Raw genomic sequence first — 19,503 nt, forward strand, 5'->3', positions numbered from 1 at the left:
TGTGGGCTGCATGACTGTTTTGCTGCAGGCTAAAGGCTTTTTCCAAGCTCAAGGCTGTTTGCGGTTAAGCAGTGCACGGAGCAGTCGGTTAAAGATCGATAGGATAATCAGCAGGAGCGTAAACAGGACGGCAACCACCGTCCACATAATCCAGGTAGCGTTTTGAAACAACAGGTTAGGATGAAGACTGTTGTTTGTAACCATTCTTGGTGTCGTGATGTTTTCATCAAGGCTGATATCAGCAATGTCATCATTATTTTTATCCGGCAGCTGGCTGAAATAGTCGAGTTGAACTTGCCACATTTTGTATTCCTGAATGCCTGGCAGTTGTAGATCACGATCAATAATAGCCTTATCCAGATCGTCGAGGATATTTCCGTTAGCGTCCTTGGGATTGACTTCCAGAAGACCATGACTGATATCGCCAACGATCCAGGCATAGCTGCCTATATAACTGCTGGCAGCAAAGCTGTAGAGCTTGTCTGTATCATTCAGGTTCAGAGATGTAAAACCGTTAATCGGATCACCCAGTTCAATACTGGCAACCCGGTCAAGGGGAGGGCGGTATTCGTTATAAGTGACACGTAAACCGGATACACGCGGGAAGTAGGACTTTCCATAAACCTGGTAGGCCAGCACCAGGATTTCCATCATATTGCGCAGCTCTTTGGCATTCATCCAGACCTTGACCAGCGGATAACCCGGCTCATCATCCAGCTTGCCAACTCCCAGTGGTTCAAGCCGGAAAATATCAGAGACGGTTTGAATGCCGGTTTCACCCTTAAGAATATCGCCCCTGATAACGCCGTTTGTGGTCAGGGCAATATCGCTGCCAGCGGCTTTGCGAATGGCATCGGCAACCAGATTGCCAAGTACCGGATTCCCGAAAACCCGATCAAGTGTTCGCGGTGTCTGCACTAATGGTTGGTCAAAGGTGTAGCCGAGAGGAGAAAGAACCTCCTCAGTTATGATTCTTTTAAAGTCGCTAACCTGGCGTGAAACGATGGGGCTTCCCGGAATACTGTCATCAATCGGGTGCAGTTTGTAACTGCGGAGCTTCACTTTCCCGGTATCGGTCAGCTCCAGTGCGAGTTCGCCCAGGTAGCGCATTTCGGAGCCAGCCTGAACGATCTGGGTGTCATTTACAGTGAGTGCTTCAAAGAGTACGGTATGGCTGTGGCCCCCAACAATAACGTCGATACCGGGCACCTGGCGGGCGTACTCCACCTCTTCGCCGCCCCAGGAGCCATCTTTGTTGCGCACGATGCCACTGTGAGACAGCAGGATAACAACATCAGCCTTCTGCTTTTCCCTGAGCAGTTTGACCATGGTTCGGGCGGTAGCCAGCTGGTCTTCAAAAACAGCAGGTTTGGCCTCGGGTGCGGACTGGTTTGCATCCTGTCCCATAAGACCGAACAGGCCAAAGCGAATACCGTTCTTCTCGATAATCTTCCATGACTCAATAACACCCTGGTCCTGAAGGTGCTTTTGTGCCGGGGGTAGAGTCAGGTTGGAAGCGATAATGGGTGGGAGTTGGTCAATATAGCGGCTGGCGCTCTCCAGCATGCGCGACAATCCGTTGGGGCGAAAATCAAACTCATGGTTTCCCAGTGTGATGGCGTCGTAGCCCAGCAGCTTCATCAGCCGGAGCTCTGGAGCATGGGTTCGGTAAAGAGTGTGAAACAGTGTTCCCTGGCTGATATCGCCGCCATCAAGAAGCAGTGTGGCTTCGTCTGTGTGAGATCTGCGTAGCTGCTCAATCTTGGTTGCCAGTCTGGCAACACCGCCGATGGTTAAATCGTCATTCAATGTGCCGGGTGAGTATTCAGCATTAGGGCCAAAGCCAAGCAGCCTGGACTGCCAGTCATTGGTATGCAGGATGGTAAAGGGTTTTCCGGCTGCAAAGCTGATAATGGGAAGCAGCAGGAAAAGGAAACAGAGAATTTGCTTTGAGCGCATCATTATTATTTTCAAAAACTTCACTGACGCCAGTTTAATCGGCTCGTAAACCGCAAGTAAACAGCCAGAGCAAACAGAAGCTGAACAGCGGCTATAGTGAAAAGATAATTTTCAGGTTCAGGGAACGAGCCAATGGGACGTCAATTACCTTTATTATCATCCACAATTTTCCTGACTTTGTGGGCAGTGAGTGGGGCTGGCTGGGCAAACACGAATCAGCAAGACAGTGATATTCTGCGGTTTCAGCTGCGCTCACTTGATTCGGGTACAGTGCGATGCATTGCTCCCAAGGCTGTTGTCGTAGCTGAAGACGAAAAAGAAACCCGCCTGTCTGTGATTCCAGACTCGGAGTGTGGGGCTGAGAAGAAGTACTTCTGGGAAATCTCTACCAACCACAAGATCATTAATGTGGCTTATCGGGGCGAAGATAGCGGGAAAGGAAAAAACCTCTGTTTAACCCGTAGCTACTCCGAGGGCGGAGCTTTGACTGTCAGCCTGGAAGCCTGTCGCTCTGAAGACAATGATTCCCAATCCTGGGCATTCGATAAAGACGGGCAGCTTTTCGAAGCGAATTATAAAGGGAAGTCTGTTCGGACTGCGTCTGTTCCTGGTGGCCCGGATGGTGTGGGTGCATTCGCAATTAATGGTAGCTTCCAGTGGGTCAGGGATTACCCACCCGGGTCTGAGTTCTGTTATATCGTCCCCTGGACCGACTGCCGCATCTGTGGCCGTTATGTAGAAGAGACTGACAGTTGCCCGGCAGGTAATAGTAATGGAAGTTCCGGTTCTGGGCAGGATAAGGAATCAGACAAAAAACCAGAGGGTGAACAGGAGCCTCCAAACAATGGAGGTGGAACCCCACCACCTCCACCCCCAAATGGTCCTTCTCCAGAAGATAAGCCAGTACCGCCGCCTGTCGCTGTTATTCATAAAAAGGCAGAGTGGTTTATTTTGAAGCAGGGTCGAACCGACCTTGCTGTTTGTCTGGATATTGCTGCAGAGGATGGGGTGACCAGGGTTGTTCAGCAGCTGTGTTCGAAATCATCCGAAAGCCAGCAGTGGGGAACTGATCTGGCAACCAAGGCTGTTTATAACAAGAAACTCGGATCTGGCGTATGCCTGACACGCAGCGGCAAGAGTGTTGTTATGTCTCCCTGTCTCGATCTCAGTGAACGCGACAACAACCAGTGGTGGTACTTCAGTCGTGGCTGGACCAGGGGCGTTCCGTGGGCTGCGTTGATGAGTTATAAGGAAAGTAATCTGAACTGGATTAACGGGTTACAGCAAAACAGTTATGGGCAACATGCATTTATGCCCAAATACACGGACTGCCAGCTGGTTGAAGGATCTCTTTGTTATGACCTGCCTACCGGTGAGTTAAGAACGGCAGTTCCGCTTTATACAAATTGAAACCTCATTTAAAAAGAGAAAAGGCACGAAGAGTTTCCCCTCCGTGTCTTTTTCAATCTGATCAGAAAGGGTTCCTAGTATTTAAGATCCTGTGCCATAACAATGGCATCTTCGCGGCCGACTTCAGCCGGGTAATATCCTTTTCTTCTGCCAACTTCTGCAAAGCCATTCTGTTCATACAGTTCAATCGCACGGATATTGGATACCCTGACTTCCAGAAATATCACTTCAGCTTGCTGTTCGCGGGTATCTTCCAGAAGAAAATCCAGAAGTTTCCTGCCAAGCCCCTGTCCCTGAAAGTCCGGGGAAATAGTAATGTTTAAAAGGTGCCCTTCACCAACCGTGATCATGACCACGGTATAGCCAACGATTCGCTGATCCTGTTCCAGAACCCAGCAGCGGTAACCTGATTTCAGGCTGTCTGTGAGAATTCCAAAAGTCCATGGATGAGAGTGAGCGCTGGTTTCAAGCTGATGTACGGCGGGAAGATCGAACTCGGTCATTGGGCGGACGTGATAACCATCAGCCCAGATAGTACTGGTCATTGTGATTTTAAGTGTTCTTTCAGAGGTGCGAGATCCTGCCAGGCGTCAGCTTTGAAATCGGGCAGGCTCATCATTTCACCCAGACTGCAAGTCAGGGCATAGTGAGTGTTGTTTCTGTTCTGGTATCCGCGGCACTGTTCAAACTCAGAGCTCTGATCCCAGAGGTAATGACAGCTGGAACGACCAAACAGGAGAACTGTTTTGCGTCGTGCCAGACCAAACTGGTTGTTAAGGTATCCGTTTAAGGCTTCGCGGGCGAAGCGCTGATCTACCTGGGAAGCCTCCGGTGTTATTGGCCAGGAAAACATACCGGATCGCTGAGTCTCGAAAGGTTTAATTCCCAAGACCAGAAGTATGTTCCGCAGTAAGCGTTCATGGTAACCGGTGAACTGGTTAAGACCGGACCAGGGAAGATCGGCGACTGCAAGACAGTGCTCGTTAATATCGATAGCCGCAATCCGGAATGGCTCCGCAGGAGTAATCTCAGTTGGTGTTTCCACCGTAGAGCTGGTGGTTTCTTTCGCTGGTTCCGCAGCTTTCCCTTTCTCCTCGCCCAGATCAACCAGAATATCGGAAGATTCTTTTGGCACAGGGGCCAACGGTTTTGATGATCGGGTCGAAAAGGGTTTGGCAGCAGCGGGGGAGTGCAACTGAGGGGAATAACCCGCCTGTAGATCGCTACGGGGGGCAGGTTGTGAGGGCGGGATTTCTCCGACTGGCTGGGAAGGAAAGTCTTCATCTCTCCATTCCCAGTTGCAGACCTGTGAGGGCTGGGCATTTGGCAGCTTAAACCGGGGGAACCATGGCTGAATACCTATGGCTGCAAGGTAGTCCTGTCTCTGGCGTTCCGTTATTGCTCCTCTCATCTGACCCTTATATCCCAATGGGGTAAATACTTCATTTTACTCGAAATGAACATGAAATACCCACAGTCAGTGCATCATATATTTGAAATCTGTGGATGAGGCTTTTCCTGTGATTCGAGCAGGTTAAGTGCATGAACGTAGGCTTTGGCAGATGCAACGATGATATCGGTATCTGCACCGCCGCCATTCACTATACGTCCGGCCCGTGACAGACGAACCGTCACATCCCCCTGGGAGTCTGTGCCGCTGGTAATAGCATTGACCGAGTAGAGCTCCAGTTTGGCACCGGAATAGACAATGGATTCAATTGCCTTGAAGATCGCATCAACAGGGCCATCGCCTGTGCTGATGATTTCATTGTCTTCACCATTTACAGCCAGAACAATCCGGGCTTCTGGTGTTCCGCCCATTTTGGATACGACTTTAAGATCTTTCAGTTGATAGACTTCTGCAACATCCTTGCGATCTGCGCTGACCAGCGCCTGCAAATCATCATCAAAGATCTCACGTTTCTTGTCCGCCAGCTGTTTAAAGCGGGTGAAAGTCTCGTTCAATTCCTCTTTGGAAGAGAAGGTGATACCCAGTTCTTCCATTCGGGTGTTGAAAGCGTTACGGCCAGACAGTTTGCCGAGAACCATTTTATTGGTATGCCAGCCAACGTCTTCTGCCTTCATGATCTCATAGGTTTCACGGTGCTTGAGTACACCATCCTGGTGAATGCCTGACTCATGGGCAAATGCATTGGCTCCAACAATTGCCTTGTTGGGCTGTACCGGGAAGCCGGTAATACCGGACACCAGTCGTGAACAGGGGACGATATGCTCCGTGGCAATACCGGTATGCAGGCCCAGGCTGTCATTGCGGGTTCTCAGACTCATCACCAGCTCTTCCAGGGACGCATTGCCGGCACGTTCCCCCAGACCGTTGATAGTGCACTCAACCTGGCGGGCACCATTCAGCACAGCTGAAAGTGAGTTGGCCACAGCCAGACCCAGATCGTTATGGCAGTGAACGGAGAAAATGGCTTTATCAGAATTGGGTATACGTACAATCAGTTGACGAATGGTTTCGCCAAATTCGTGGGGCAGGGCATAGCCAACGGTGTCAGGAATATTGATTGTGCTGGCACCGGCATCAATAGCCTGTTCAATAATGCGGCAGAGAAAATCAAGTTCCGAACGGCCGGCATCTTCACACGAGAACTCAACATTCGAGCATTGATTGCGGGCACGTTTCACGGCACGTACTGCCTGCTCAATAACTTTGTCCGGCTCCATCTGCAGCTTGTAACGCATATGAATGGGTGAAGTGGCGATAAACGTATGAATGCGTCCGTTGGCAGCAGGCTTCAACGCTTCAGCTGCACGGTCAATATCCGCATCAAGAGCCCGCGCCAGGCTGCAGATGGAGCTGTTACGGATATTCGTGGCAATACTTTTAACTGCCTCAAAGTCCCCCTCGCTGGCAATGGCAAAGCCAGCTTCGATGACATCTACCTTGAGACGTTCCAGTGCCCGGGCAATACGTAGCTTTTCGTCCTTGGTCATGGATGCGCCTGGGCTCTGCTCGCCATCTCTCAAGGTGGTATCGAAAATTACTACACGATTGTCTGTCATGGGTTTTTCCTGAGCACGGCGTGAATCTTTGAATCACTTTATTAATTGGCCGTACTGTTTATTTGGTTATCTGATTATCTGGCATTGAGCCTGTTGTTATGTTGTTTCCATGTTTTACTGGAAACCTGTTTCGGGAACTATATCTTTCTGCATGCTTATTTTCCATGCGCCGCGATATTGCACCGCTACCAATGAGGGGCGACAATCCCAGCAGGCAACAAAGTAGGGGGGTGTTTCTATGTTTGGCGATATGTTTGGACGCTATAGGCGTGTATTGATGGCCCTGGTCGTCGCCGGTGGTTTAAGTGGCTGTGCTCTAAGCCCACAGAATATTGATCTGGAGCCCGTTGTTGATATGAACTCTCCCACTGTCGGGCTGGATGGGCCTGTAACAGTGACGGTTTACGATGAACGGCTGACACCCTGGCTGGGACACCGTGGTGGTATCTATGGTGCAACCAATCGTATCGGTATTGCCAATAACCTGCAGGACTCAGTGGCCCATGCGGTTGAAAAGGCATTGCAGGAACAGGGAATGGTGCCCGGAAGCAGCAGCGCGGCTCCTCAGTTCCAGGTTTATATCGACTCTCTTAGCTACAAGGTTCCGGAAGGGAATTATGTAACCCAGGTTGATCTGAAAGCTGCCATTCGGGTTACGGTTCAGGCAGAAGGTCACAAGTATCAAGGCTCTTATTCTGCCTCTGAGTCCCACAAGGTTGTGAAAGCTCCATCTGATGCTGAAAACACTAAGATGATTAATAGCATTGTTGGCAAGGTGCTGGGGCGGATGTTTGATGATCCGGGGCTGATGCGCTTTCTGGCAAGGCTGTAAACAAACAAGGGTGTACAGGGGCAGAACTATTGTTCTGCCCAGTGTGCCAGAGTTTTCGCCCACCGCTCATCATCATTCAGGCAGGGAATCAATGTAAGATCTTCACCACCATGAGCAATAAAGTCTTCCTTTGCTCTGATACCAATCTCTTCAAGCGTCTCCAGGCAATCCACAGTAAACGCAGGGCAGATAACCAGAAGCTTTTTCACTCCTTTCTGTGCAAGCTCAATAATGGTTTGATCCGCTGCCGGTGACAGCCACTTCGCTTTGCCCAGACGGGACTGGAATGCCAGGCTCCACTTACAGTCAGGAATACCTGCCTTGTTCACAAACTCTTTCGTGGTTTCAAAAACCTGGTGCCGATAACAGGTCTTATGGGCTTCAGACGGTTTGTTGCAGCAGTCAGGGCCTAAGCAGTGATTGCCGGTTGGATCATCCTTGCGGATATGTCTTTCCGGAACACCGTGATAACTGAACAGCAGGTGATCCCAATCCTGCGCCAGGGATGGGCGGGCACTTTCAACAAGAGCATCGATATAATCCGGGTGGTTATAGAAGACCGGATGAACTGTGAGCTTTGGGGAAAGGTTGTGCTGGCCGAATATTCGTTTTGCTTCATCAATGGCTGTCTTCACAGAAGACATGGCGTAGTGAGGGTAAAGAGGCAGCAGTAAAATTTCGTTAACGCCATCAGTCTCTGCCAGCTTAAGAATTTCCTGTTCCATGGATGGATTGGCATAGCGCATGGCCAGGGAGACTGGAAGCTCAGTGTGTTGCTTTACTTTGTCCGTCAGCTTCTGGCTGAGAACTTTCAGTGGTGCACCATCAGGGCGCCAGACGCTCTGATAGGCTTCAGCTGATTTGGCCGGGCGGGAGGGAAGTACAAAGGCGCTGACGATAAAACGGCGTAATGGCCAGGGCAAATCAATAACGCAGGGATCCATCAGAAACTGGTTCAAATAACGGCGGACATCCTTTACTGACGTAGAGTCTGGAGATCCGAGGTTGACCAGAAGTACAGCCCTGCCCTTCATGTACTTTTCCTTGTTGTTTGCGTTTTGTTAATGCCAAAAAAATGCAGCTTTCACATGGGAGTGAAAGCTGCATTTTATCATCTGCTGAGATAAATGCTTCTTTACTGAACAGCAGGTTCCTTAAGTGGTGGTGCGCCTCTCAGAATCAGGAAGCCAACCACCGCTGAGAGCATAGAGCCGACAAGGATACCGGCACGGTCTGCAATCAGGTATTCGGTGCCCACATTTTCGAAGGCCAGGGAACCGATAAATAGACTCATGGTGAAACCGATACCACAGATAACAGACATGCCGTAGATGTGTCGCCATGTTGCCCCTGTCGGCAGCTTGGCGTATCCCAGTTTGATTACCACCCAAGTGAAGGTAAATACCCCCAACTGCTTACCAACAAACAGGCCGAGGATCACCCCCAGAGGGCTTGGTTCAAGCAATCCGTAAAGCTGATCCCAGCCAAGAGCCACACCAGCGTTGGCGAAAGCGAACAGCGGGATAATAAAGTAATTCACCCAGCTGTGAAGCTTGTGCTCCAGCTCCTTAAGCGGGGAGTTGCCATGTTCGTTCATAGCGCGCATTGGAATTGTGAAGGCAAGAGCTACACCTGCCAGGGTGGCATGCACACCTGATTTCAGCACGCAGACCCACATAATTACCCCGACAAGCATATAGGGTCCAAGACTGGTGACTCCGGCTCTGTTCAGGAAGATCAGCACAACCATACAGATGGAGGCCAGAACAACAGAGATGGTGGATAGCTCCGTGGTGTAGAACAGGGCAATAATGATGATTGCACCAAGGTCATCAATAATCGCCAGCGCCATCAGGAAAATTTTCACTGACGAAGGAACCCGGCTGCCCAACAGTGCCAATACGCCAAGGGAGAAGGCGATATCAGTTGCTGACGGGATAGCCCAGCCTTTGAGAGCGATGGGATTATCGTAGTTCAGAACGACATAGCAGAGGGCCGGGATAACCATGCCACCCACAGCTGCAACTGCAGGCAGTACGACCTGGCTGGGAGTTGAAAGCTCACCAGATACAAATTCACGCTTAACTTCAAGACCAACCAGCAGAAAAAACAGTGCCATCAGGCCGTCGTTTATCCACAGCAGCATGGGCTTGGAAATTTCCAGCGAGCCAACAGCGACTGTAATTGGTACATCAAGAAGCAGGTTGTAGTAGGTGTCCAAAGGGGTGTTGGCAGCTAGCATTGCCAGCGCAGTTGCCCCGATTAAAAGTATTCCGACAGATGTCTCTTGGTGAAGAAATCTTTGGATAGCTGTGACCATGTGTGTTGTGCAGCTCCGAGTCTGTAAATGTACCCGATGGTGTTTCGGGTTGTGCAGGGAGTATTTCGCATTTACGGAGCCAAAATTCAATAGCAAATTGATATTTATGAAAAAATAATATGACCTAAATTATAAAAAATTGGTTTTTTTCTTGAAAAAAGGCGCAGTAATATAACTTTTGTACCTGTAAATTTACAAAATATCCAGGTATTTTTCTGCTGACCTGTAGCTAGTTAAAGTTGTTTTTGCTGAATTGCGTGCTTCTCGCAAAAAAATATGTAGAAGTCGCAAAAAACTTCTAGCCGGTTTCAAGATTGGTCACAGAATAAACACCTGACATATCGATTGATCTTGGTGTTCCAATGTGCATTCGCACCACTTCACCCGTTAACTCCATCCTCAGTTCTGATGCCAGATTGACTGCCCGATAATTTGGTTCGGGAATATCCAGAATAAGTGGCCAGCGAGTAGATGATTCTGTCGCGGCCGAGAGAAGTTCCCATGCCGCTGCTTTTGTTCTGGCGAACAGCGGACCAACCTTGCTGCCGAAAACACAGGGGCGTACCACGATGTATCCAACCAGCTCTCCATCATTAAGTGCGCAAAGAGCAGTTGCCCCCGGCTGATAACACCAGATATCAAGAAACCGGCTACGGCAGGCAGGAAAATAGGTGTAATCAAAAGAACATAACTGATGCCTTGGCACATTGGTTATTGGGGTGATGGCGATATCGAAGTTTTGGGGGTAGGGAGCATTTTCCCGTGAAAGTAAGTAGCGCAGGTTTCGATAGGTTGGGCGGAACCCAATCTTTGCATACATATTAATATTGTTGGTCACGCCATCCAGACCAATGCAACGTTTACCTGCAAGGGAGAGGCACCTTCTGGTCATTTCCATGCCATGACCCTGACCACGAAACTCCTTATAAACCAGGTAAAGCCCAAAGAATGCATAGTGCTGGTCATAGATCATGACCGAAGAGAAGCCTATTGGCTTTCCACCAATGTGTGAGCATAAAAGGCCATTTGGATTAACCTTGTTGAAGGTTACTGCATCCCGGATACCCGGGTTCCAGCCTTCCTGCCTGACCTGCTCCATCATCAGTTCCGCTTCAGCAGGTGTCATTGCTGAAATAGACGTTTGCATTGTTTTCTCAGACATCATGGTGGTGACACCTTGCGCCAGTGGTGGGCAATCTGTCTGCGCTGGCAGAACCACACACCCTTGTGATGCTGTGCATAATCAATAAAGCGCTTCAGGGTATCTGCCCGCCCCGGATGACCTGACAGACGGGTATGAAGTCCGACTGTCATCATACGAGGCTGGCTTTTGCTTTCCCTGTACAAAGAGTCGAAAGTCGCTTTCATCGTAAACCAGGCATCTTCTGGGCTGTTCCAGCCGGGAGACATGGAATAGCGGCAGTCATTGCACACCAGTGTGTAGGGGATGACCATATGAAAGCGGTTATCCAGCAGTAGGTAGTAAGGCAGATCATCATCATAGGCGTCAGAGTCATACAGAAGCCCTGCCTGAATAACCAAGGCCCGGGTGTGAGGGCTTTTTCGACCGGTATACCAGCCTTCAGCTTTCTGGCCGGTAAGGTTGAAGATTGAGTCCAGTGTTTTTTGGATATGGATTTTCTCAATCTCGGGTGAGAACTCACTGTAGTCAATCCAGCGCCAACCATGTCCTGCAATTTCCAGATCGGCCTGGGTGAAAGCTTCTGCCAGTTCCGGGTTGCGCTCAAGCGCCAGGCCACAGGCAAATACTGTTGCGGTAACTCCTGTCTCTTTAAGCAGATTCAGAATCCGCCAGCCACCGCTACGGGCTCCATAGCTGAAGAGAGATTCACAGCTGTAATGGCGACTGTTCCTGGGTTGTATGCCTGGAAGATCTGTCAGCCACTGCTCAGAATAAGGGTCGCCATCCAGTGGACAAAGCTCTGATCCCTCCTCGTAATTCAGAACAAGGTTAATTGCTAGTTGGTTATCATCTGGCCACTGCACAACGGGAGGTTGCTGCCCATAAAGATTCATTATTCTGGGATAGTGGTCAGTCATGGTCGTGCAAAGAGATATCAAACGTCAGTATTGAGAGTTGGGGATGGTATAGGCCACATCCGATCTGTTGGCAAAAATGGAGCACTCTGGCAGAACCTGAAAGCAGGGTTTGAGGCTTCTTAAATCTGGTAACTTGTTGATTTTTTTGTTTGAATGCTTCTTCGTATACGCTTTGTCTGATGTGTCTATCATTAAACGGTTAGGGAGAGAGCAACTCAGGGATGAAGCGATGCGGTGCAAAAATAAAGCATCCCCCGGGGCAAGCCCTCCTCGCTTAGGCTCGGACTTTCGCTTCGCAAAAGCGGGGTATTCATATTAGGGTTAGACTCCCTCAACCATCATTACAGCTTTGCAATCAGAAAAGCCTTCTTCAGACCATTGTAAGCTGGTGATTCTCGAGCCTATCGGATCGAGGCAATGATTGAGAAAAATAAATTTCCACCAGATATTCCGGATTACTCACGACTGGTTCTCTTTCCTGTTGTAGCCAACGGTTCCATCAAATGGCATTGTGGCTATCACCACAATGCGGAAATTCTATCAATTTATCTGCCAACGGTTTGCCGAAGGAATTACCATGGATGGGGACTCATTTTATGTTGATGGTGTAGATGTTACTTCAGACGAGCTTTACAACTGAGCTCTTATATTAACTGCAGGTTTTGCACTCAACATCTCGGGAAAGGTTCATGGAACGGAACTCCATGGACAGACCATCAAACACTAGCAGGCGTCCTGCCAGCGGTTTACCAATTCCAGTAATGACTTTAATGGCTTCAGTGGCCTGGAGTGAACCAATCACGCCAGTAATGGGAGAGAGTATCCCTGCTTCACTGCAGGTCAGCTGCTGCTCATCAACATCGCTGTAAAGGCAGTTGTAGCAGGGAACGTCTTCCTCTTCTGTATTGAAAACCGCAACCTGGCCGTTGAAACCAATAGCCGCACCGGAAACCAAAGGAGTGCGGTATTTGACGCAGATGCGGTTGGTGTTAAACCGGCTGGGGAAGTTATCGGTGCAGTCAATCACCAGGGTTGCCAGTTTGACCTGTTCTTCCAGGACTTCACCCTCCAGCTTGTTGGTAATTGCCATAACGTGCGTATCCGGATTCAGAGCGTGGACACTCTCATTCACGGAAATAACCTTATCCTTGCCGATATCCCGAGTGGTATGGGCAATCTGGCGCTGGAGGTTGCTGAGATCGACATGATCATCATCAGAAATCACCAGAGTGCCGACACCGGCAGCAGCAAGGTAGAGGGCAACCGGGCAACCCAGTCCTCCGGCACCTATTATCAACACTCTCGCTTCAAGAAGTTTTTCCTGACCGGCAATATCAAATTCCGGGATCATGATCTGACGGTTGTAACGCAACAGCTGGTCATCGGTCATCATATAGCTTGCTTGACACCTCGGGTAATTCGGTCATGTCCAGACAGATCCTGAGCGGTGGATACCTGTTTGAAACCATTTTCAGTAAATATTCTGCGCACGTCTTCGCCCTGATCATAGCCGTGCTCGACCATCAGCCAGCCATCGTCGTTCAACCAGCGTATGGATTCCTGCGCTATGTGACGAATATCATCCAGACCATCTGAACCGGAAGTGAGGGCGCTGACTGGCTCGAAGCGCACATCCCCCTGAGAAAGGTGTGGATCATCATCACGAATATAGGGAGGGTTGCTGACGATCAGATCAAAGGTCTGCTCTGGTAATTCTGCAAACCAGTTACTCTCAAGAAACTGAACACGCTCCAGCTTATTGTGAGTGGCATTCTTTCGCGCCAGCTCAACAGCTTCTGGTATGCGGTCACAGCCAAACACTTCCCAGCCTGGGCGTTCTGATGCTAAAGCAAGAGCAATTGCACCGGTACCTGTTCCAAGATCCAGAACCTGTCTGGGGCGGTGATCACAGCACTCCAGTGCCTGCTCAACCAGAATCTCGGTATCGGGTCTGGGAATAAGAGTGCTGGGCTCTACAAGTAATTCGAGAGACCAGAAATCCCGTGAACCGGTCAGATGGGCAATCGGGTGGCCAATCAAACGATGCTTCAGTAATGACTCAAGATGGAGAGCCTGCTTTTCAGTCAGAGTGTATTCGGGATGAGAAAACAGAAAACTTCTGGGTCTGTTGATTACATGACAAACCAGAAGTTCCAGATCAAGGCGGGGTGTTGAGCTGACCCGGGACAGATCAACTGTCCGGGTCAAAATATCAGAAATCTGCATCAGGGAATTAATCCTGTGACAGTGCTGCCAGCTGTTCGGCCTGATGCTCCTGCATCAGCGGCGCAATAACCGGTTCCAGATATCCTTCGATGATATCCGGCAGCTTGTACAGTGTCAGGTTGATACGGTGATCTGTCACCCGACCCTGAGGATAGTTGTATGTGCGAATACGCTCGGAACGGTCACCACTGCCCACCAGGTTTTTACGGGTTTCGGAAATTTCCTTGGCAGCGGCATCCTGTTGCGCAGTTTTCAGGCGGGCAGACAGCAGGGCCATCGCTTTGGCCTTGTTCTTGTGCTGAGAACGCTCGTCTTGACACTCAACCACCAGACCTGTTGGCAGGTGAGTAATACGAATCGCAGAGTCGGTGGTGTTAACGTGCTGACCACCAGCACCGGAAGAACGGTAGGTGTCGATGCGCAAATCTTCCTTGCGGATATCGATCTCTTCCTGCTCATCGGGTTCTGCCATGATCGCCACGGTACAGGCTGATGTGTGAATACGACCTTGGGATTCTGTTGCTGGTACACGCTGAACACGGTGAGCACCGGACTCGAATTTCAGCTTGGCGTAAACATCCTCACCAACAACACGGGCGATGATTTCACGGTAACCGCCATGTTCTCCATCGCTGGCGCTGATCACTTCCACTCTCCAGCGGTTGGTTTCGGCGTAGCGGGAGTACATGCGGAACAGGTCGCCAGCAAAGATAGCGGCTTCATCACCACCGGTACCGGCACGGACTTCCAGGAATACGTTGTTGGAGTCGTCAGGGTCTTTTGGCAGCAAAAGAATCTGCAGCTCTTCTTCCTGGGATTCCAGACGCTCGGTGGCATCCTTGATTTCTTCCTGGGCCAGCTCTTTCATCTCCGCATCACCGTCGGAGAGCATGGAACGGGCTTCTTCCAGATCTTCCTGGGTCTGGCGGAACGCCTGGTAGCACTTGGTGACTGGCTCAAGCTCGGAGTACTCTTTGGAGAGTTTGCGGAAACGATCCTGGTCGCCGATAACTTCCGGGTCGCTGAGCAGGGCGCCCAGTTCTTCAAAACGGTCAACCAGACTGTCGAGTCTGGCCAGCAGAGATTCTTTCATCAGTATTTAGTAATCAGTACAAATCAAGTGGCGCAGATAAACCGTTTTCAGACGGGTTCGTCTACGGGTAAATCCAATTCCAGCAGTTCCCGGGCCCAGTCAATTTTATCTGTCTGGCCTTTGCTGCCAGCCTGGCGCAGCTGAACACAAGGTGAATGGATCAGTTTATTGGTCAGTCCACGGGCCAGTTGCTGGACCACCAGTTCAGGCGGGCGGCCACTCTCCAGCATGCGCAGAGCCTTGTCGAGCTCCTGGGACTGTATTGCCTCGGCCTGTGAGCGGTAAGCGCGGACAGCGTCGACAGCATCCAGAGCGCGCAGGCGAGCCAGAAAATCATCAGCTCCGGCTTCTATCAGCTTCTCTGCTTCCAGGGCGGCTTCCTGTCGGTTGCGGACATTGTCCTCTATTACCTGGCGCAGGTCATCCACGGTATATAGGTAAACATCTGCGAGATCACCAACCTCTGGCTCGATATCACGGGGAACGGCGATATCCACCATAAACATGGGGTTGTGACGACGACGCTTCAGCGCCCGCTCAACAGCACCTTTACCCAGTATGGGAAGCTGACTGGCCGTGGAAGCAATAATGATGTCTGCCCGGTGCAGAGACTCGGGAATATCAGACAGCAGGATAGCCTCACCATTAAACATATCCGCAAGCCGCAGGGCGCGTTCCAGTGTACGGTTGGCAATAATGAGTTTGCCAATGCCCTGGTCCTTAAGGTGGCGGGCAACCAGTTCAATGGTTTCTCCGGCACCAATCAGAAGGGCAGTGTTGGAACTCAGGTTGCTGAAAATCTGCTTGGACAGGCTGACCGCAGCAAAAGCCACGGAAACCGGGTTCTCGCCAATCGCAGTCCGGGTGCGGACAGTTTTGGCTGTTGTGAATACGCTTTGAAACATTCTGCCCAGCAGGCCATGTGTGGTACCTGCTTCCTGGGCAACTGCATAAGCGGACTTCATCTGACCCAGTATCTGGGGTTCACCCAGCACCAGTGAGTCAAGTCCGGAAGCCACGCGCATCATATGGCGCACTGCATCCCGGCTGCTATGACAGTAAGAATGGTCAAGCAGTAATTCAGATTCTGTGTGGTGAAAAGCGCTAAGCCATTCCAATATCCGGTCTGGTTCCGTCTGGCCATTGGAATAGATTTCGGTGCGATTACAGGTGGAGAGAATCGCAGCTTCCTGAATACCGCCAAGCTGGTGGAGATCCCTCAGAGCCGGTATCAGCTGCTCAGGGGTAAAGGACACTGTTTCTCTCAGACTAACCGGCGCTGTCCGATGATTAATGCCGACTGCGAGAAATCCCATAACCTACCATAGTGTCAATACAACATATCCTGAACTGGGAGCTTTCAACAGAGTTCAACATCCCGAGATTATCTTTTTTTCGGTAACAGAACCTACTCTTAAGAAAGGCATTCTTATAGCCCTTAAAGCAGCCATGAGCGGGAAATCGGTTTTTCATCACCTTAAGGTGATGTGAAAAGCGTTTCCATGATAAAAGATTACGCAGGCAATGTCCTGATCCGGGAGAGATTGTCCTACGGATATTGCATGACTGCAAACCCTGAATTCAACAAGCCCCTGAATTCAACAAACCATTGTGTCATCATTATGAGGCAGTCCTATTACATGTATGTGGGAACCGATCAGGCAAAAATGAATTTCAATACTCCGTCAGGCTTCAGGTCTAAAGTCCCCGTTTGGTTGAACCATTCAAAACTGAGGGCTTTGGGGGTTGCCGTTACACTGTTGCTGTCCGGTTGTGCCGGACTGGAAGTGCAGGATAGCTTCTTTACGGATAACCAAGGGGAGGAAGCAGCTGCTCAGCCTGAAGTAGTCAGCCAGATTCCGGAGCGTCCTTTTGATCCGGAAACCCTATACGATCTGATGGTTGCCGAAGTCGCGGCTTATGATCATCGCTTTGATCTGGCCCTGGGCAACTACCTGCAACATGCCCATCACACCAAGGATGAAGGTGTAACGGAGCGAGCCTATCAGATTGCTTCCTTTATGAATGCCCGCCAGGCAGCTGGCGATGCTGCCAGATTATGGATGCGGATTGCGCCGAAGAATCCGGAAGCTATTAAGGCTGATTCCATCGAGAAAGCCTGGTCTGGAGATCTGGTTGGTGCGCTGGATGGATTAAGTAAGGCGCGGGAATCAATAACAGCTGTCCCTTTCAACTTTGTAGCCGTTCAGGCTGCAGGAACGACAGAACCTATTCGCCGCAAGCTTCTGGTGCGCTTTGACAGTCTCCTGAAAAAGTATCCTGGTGATGAAAGCTTGCAGATAGGGCGAGCCATGTTGCTGCATCAGCTGGATGAACTGAATGCGGCTTTATCTCAAGTGAACTCGCTGCTGGCGAAAAGCAAAGAGCAGCCCCAGGCCCTTCTATTAAAAGGACGAATCCTGCATCAGCAGGGCAAGGAAGAACAGGCTGTTAACCTGCTGAAAGATGCCGTAAAGACCCATCCCGATGTCCCCAGACTTCGGCTTCTCTATGCCAGGGTTCTGGTCAAGCTTGGTGATCTGACCGGTGCTCAAAAAGAATTTGAAATTCTTGTTCAGCAGCAGCCATCCAACCCTGAGCTGTTGCTATCAGTTGCCCTGATTGCTATGGAAAATGGTATGCCGGGTGAAGCCGGTTTCTATCTGCACCGCCTGAGCAAGATTAAGGGTAATGAAAATGTCTCTGAGTTTTACCTTGGCCGACTTGCTGAACAGATGGATGACTGGAAGGAAGGTCGGAAGCATTATCTCAAGGTGACACCGGGCAAGCAGTTTATTTCTGCCTACGCTTCTCTTGTTCGCATGCTGACTGATCATGAGCAGTGGGCGATGGCTCGTGAGGATCTGAAAGAAGGGCGGGAGAAGTACCCTGAGCATGCCGTCCAACTTTATATGCTTGAAGGGGAAAACCTGATTGAGCAGCGGGAATATGATGCAGCAGCAGAAGTTTATGATGAGGCGATGAAGAATTATCCCGATGATGTTTCCCTGCTGTATGCCCGGGCCATGCTGGCAGAGAAACTGAATGATCTGGATCGGCTGGAGTCTGATCTGAAAAAGATCATTGCTTCTGACCCCGACAATGCGGCAGCACTCAATGCGCTGGGTTATACCCTGGCTGACCGAACAGACCGTTATGCTGAAGCCCAACGGCTGATCAGTCAGGCTTATGCACTCCAGCCGGATGACCCTTCAATTATTGATAGCCTGGGCTGGGTCGAGTACAGGCTGGGCAATTATGAGAAGGCTCTTGAGTATCTAAAGAAAGCCTATAGCCAGTTTCCAGATGCGGAAGTGGCCGCTCATCTCGGTGAGGTGCTGTGGGCTATGAATAGAAAAGATGAGGCCCGCAAAGTTTGGGATGAAGCACTGGAGCGCCAGCCTGACAGTGAAATTCTCAAGGCGACAACGGAACGGTTACTGAACTCTGGCAGTGAATAGTTATTCTGAGATCAATGGAATGGCTTGGATATGTGATTCTATGAAAAAGAGATTATTGGGCTGCCTTATGGCAGCAATGGTGCTGGCAGGCTGTTCTACCGCACCACAGAAACCGGAAATGGCCGAACCTGTTCTCTCAGGTCAGGCTCTGGAGCAGGCATGGTCCACTAACCATGCCCGAGCAAAGTCTATAGATAAATGGCAGGTTTCAGGACGTGCCGGGGTAAAGACCAAGGCTAAATCCGGAGTGGTTTCCATCAACTGGGATAACAAGCCGGAAGCCTTTTCTATATATATGTCGGGTCCATTGGGTCAGACACTGGCACGCCTTGAAGGTGAAGGTGACACGGTAATCCTGGATGTGCCAGGTCAGGAACCGACTAAAGCCCGAACCGCAGAAGATCTTTTGTATCGCCAGACCGGCTGGTGGCTGCCGTTCTCATCCCTGAAATACTGGATGAGGGGGATTCCTGCACCGGGGAAAGATTATGTCCGGACACTAAATCCGCAGGGATATCTTGCTGAGTTGAAGCAGGATGGCTGGCGCATTGTATTTGGCAGTTATCGTGATGTTTCCGGTGTTCAGCTTCCTGAAAAAATCCGTGCCGAGAGGGACGGTGTCAGTGTGATTCTGTCTATCAGGGAATGGACTCTCTCTTCCCTGAATCTGGTAATGAATGATTCCTGATCTATCCTTCTCCACCTCCTTCGGGGAGGAAGTGGGAAATTAACTCACCTTTTTTATAAAAAATCAACAAAAGCGCGGGGGTGAGCCGCACTGATGTTTCGATTTTCCTGTTTGACTCTGGAACGCCTGAGCAAGTACAGTAGCGCCGCCTTCGGGAGAGGGACTCTCTCGATTCGCTGAAGTTCAGATCTATCTGGTAAGACAAGCAGGTTGCGAAGTCTTTACTGATCGGTGTAATCTTTCAGCGTTCGGGTGCAGACGATAATTAGAAAAAACCGTTAATGGGGTGTCGCCAAGCGGTAAGGCAACGGGTTTTGATCCCGTCATGCGCAGGTTCGAATCCTGCCACCCCAGCCATATTTTTTTTCGTGGTAATTATACTCCCGAAAGCTTGGTTTATTTGATCACCCAACCTATGACCCAAGG

The 19,503-nt window shown here is 50.2% G+C and carries 16 protein-coding genes and 1 tRNA gene; 5 read left to right on the forward strand and 12 right to left on the reverse strand.

Annotated features, from left to right (window positions below; genetic code table 11):
• Positions 1-48 precede the first annotated feature (48 nt).
• The gene (locus M3P05_RS10385; protein WP_249699519.1) at positions 49-1,962 is read right to left on the reverse strand and encodes a bifunctional metallophosphatase/5'-nucleotidase; all 1,914 of its coding nucleotides are present in this window, start codon (positions 1,960-1,962) and stop codon (positions 49-51) included.
• Positions 1,963-2,091: 129 nt separating this feature from the next.
• Here M3P05_RS10385 and M3P05_RS10390 point away from each other — a divergent pair, with 129 nt between their 5' ends.
• Positions 2,092-3,369 (forward strand): RICIN domain-containing protein, encoded by a 1,278-nt coding sequence (locus M3P05_RS10390; RefSeq protein ID WP_249699520.1) that lies wholly within the window; start codon positions 2,092-2,094, stop codon positions 3,367-3,369.
• A gap of 74 nt (positions 3,370-3,443) precedes the next feature.
• Here the strand turns inward: M3P05_RS10390 and rimI are convergent, their stop codons facing one another.
• The 3 genes from rimI to M3P05_RS10405 form a co-directional block, all read right to left on the reverse strand.
• Positions 3,444-3,914, reverse strand: coding sequence for a ribosomal protein S18-alanine N-acetyltransferase (gene rimI, locus M3P05_RS10395; protein WP_249699521.1), 471 nt, complete (start codon positions 3,912-3,914; stop codon positions 3,444-3,446).
• Positions 3,911-4,780: a hypothetical protein gene (locus M3P05_RS10400; RefSeq protein ID WP_249699522.1), complete on the reverse strand. Its 870-nt coding sequence runs from the start codon at positions 4,778-4,780 to the stop codon at positions 3,911-3,913. The genes rimI and M3P05_RS10400 overlap by 4 nt, the downstream gene beginning before the upstream one ends.
• A 74-nt stretch (positions 4,781-4,854) precedes the next feature.
• Positions 4,855-6,396, reverse strand: coding sequence for a 2-isopropylmalate synthase (locus M3P05_RS10405; RefSeq protein WP_249699523.1), 1,542 nt, complete (start codon positions 6,394-6,396; stop codon positions 4,855-4,857).
• Positions 6,397-6,634: 238 nt separating this feature from the next.
• Between M3P05_RS10405 and M3P05_RS10410 the strand changes: the two genes are divergently transcribed.
• A complete protein-coding gene (locus tag M3P05_RS10410) occupies positions 6,635-7,228 on the forward strand; it encodes a YajG family lipoprotein (RefSeq protein WP_249699524.1) in 594 nt (197 codons plus the stop codon).
• A gap of 26 nt (positions 7,229-7,254) precedes the next feature.
• Here the strand turns inward: M3P05_RS10410 and hemH are convergent, their stop codons facing one another.
• The 8 genes from hemH to hemA all read right to left on the reverse strand — a co-directional run bounded on the left by hemH (position 7,255) and on the right by hemA (position 16,244).
• A complete protein-coding gene (hemH, locus tag M3P05_RS10415; RefSeq protein WP_249699525.1) occupies positions 7,255-8,262 on the reverse strand; it encodes a ferrochelatase in 1,008 nt (335 codons plus the stop codon).
• A gap of 101 nt (positions 8,263-8,363) precedes the next feature.
• Entirely contained in the window at positions 8,364-9,548 is a 1,185-nt protein-coding gene (gene nhaA / locus M3P05_RS10420; RefSeq protein WP_249699526.1) for a Na+/H+ antiporter NhaA, read from the reverse strand.
• Between the two features lie 298 nt (positions 9,549-9,846).
• Positions 9,847-10,695 carry a GNAT family N-acetyltransferase gene (locus tag M3P05_RS10425; protein ID WP_249699527.1) on the reverse strand — a complete coding sequence of 283 codons (849 nt, stop codon included), beginning with the start codon at positions 10,693-10,695 and terminating at the stop codon, positions 9,847-9,849.
• Positions 10,696-10,709: 14 nt separating this feature from the next.
• On the reverse strand, positions 10,710-11,609 hold the full coding sequence (locus M3P05_RS10430) for a polysaccharide deacetylase family protein (protein ID WP_249699528.1): 900 nt from the start codon (positions 11,607-11,609) through the stop codon (positions 10,710-10,712).
• Positions 11,610-12,258: 649 nt separating this feature from the next.
• Positions 12,259-13,002 carry a HesA/MoeB/ThiF family protein gene (locus M3P05_RS10435; protein WP_249699529.1) on the reverse strand — a complete coding sequence of 248 codons (744 nt, stop codon included), beginning with the start codon at positions 13,000-13,002 and terminating at the stop codon, positions 12,259-12,261.
• Positions 12,999-13,835 (reverse strand): peptide chain release factor N(5)-glutamine methyltransferase, encoded by an 837-nt coding sequence (gene prmC, locus M3P05_RS10440; RefSeq protein ID WP_249699530.1) that lies wholly within the window; start codon positions 13,833-13,835, stop codon positions 12,999-13,001. Before prmC ends, M3P05_RS10435 begins: the two co-directional genes overlap by 4 nt.
• A gap of 7 nt (positions 13,836-13,842) precedes the next feature.
• Positions 13,843-14,928: a peptide chain release factor 1 gene (gene prfA / locus M3P05_RS10445; RefSeq protein WP_249699531.1), complete on the reverse strand. Its 1,086-nt coding sequence runs from the start codon at positions 14,926-14,928 to the stop codon at positions 13,843-13,845.
• Positions 14,929-14,975: 47 nt separating this feature from the next.
• Complete coding sequence (gene hemA / locus M3P05_RS10450) at positions 14,976-16,244, reverse strand: glutamyl-tRNA reductase (RefSeq protein WP_249699532.1); 1,269 nt, start codon at positions 16,242-16,244, stop codon at positions 14,976-14,978.
• A 186-nt stretch (positions 16,245-16,430) separates the two neighbouring features.
• Between hemA and M3P05_RS10455 the strand changes: the two genes are divergently transcribed.
• The 3 genes from M3P05_RS10455 to M3P05_RS10465 all read left to right on the forward strand — a co-directional run bounded on the left by M3P05_RS10455 (position 16,431) and on the right by M3P05_RS10465 (position 19,434).
• A complete protein-coding gene (locus M3P05_RS10455) occupies positions 16,431-18,389 on the forward strand; it encodes a tetratricopeptide repeat protein (RefSeq protein ID WP_249699533.1) in 1,959 nt (652 codons plus the stop codon).
• Positions 18,390-18,429: 40 nt separating this feature from the next.
• Positions 18,430-19,077, forward strand: a complete 648-nt coding sequence (gene lolB / locus M3P05_RS10460; protein ID WP_249699535.1) for a lipoprotein insertase outer membrane protein LolB — start codon at positions 18,430-18,432, stop codon at positions 19,075-19,077.
• Positions 19,078-19,359: 282 nt separating this feature from the next.
• Positions 19,360-19,434, forward strand: a tRNA-Gln gene (locus M3P05_RS10465).
• Positions 19,435-19,503: the final 69 nt, after the last annotated feature.

Source organism: Parendozoicomonas callyspongiae, assembly GCF_023502345.1.
Taxonomy (GTDB): domain Bacteria; phylum Pseudomonadota; class Gammaproteobacteria; order Pseudomonadales; family Endozoicomonadaceae; genus Sansalvadorimonas; species Sansalvadorimonas callyspongiae.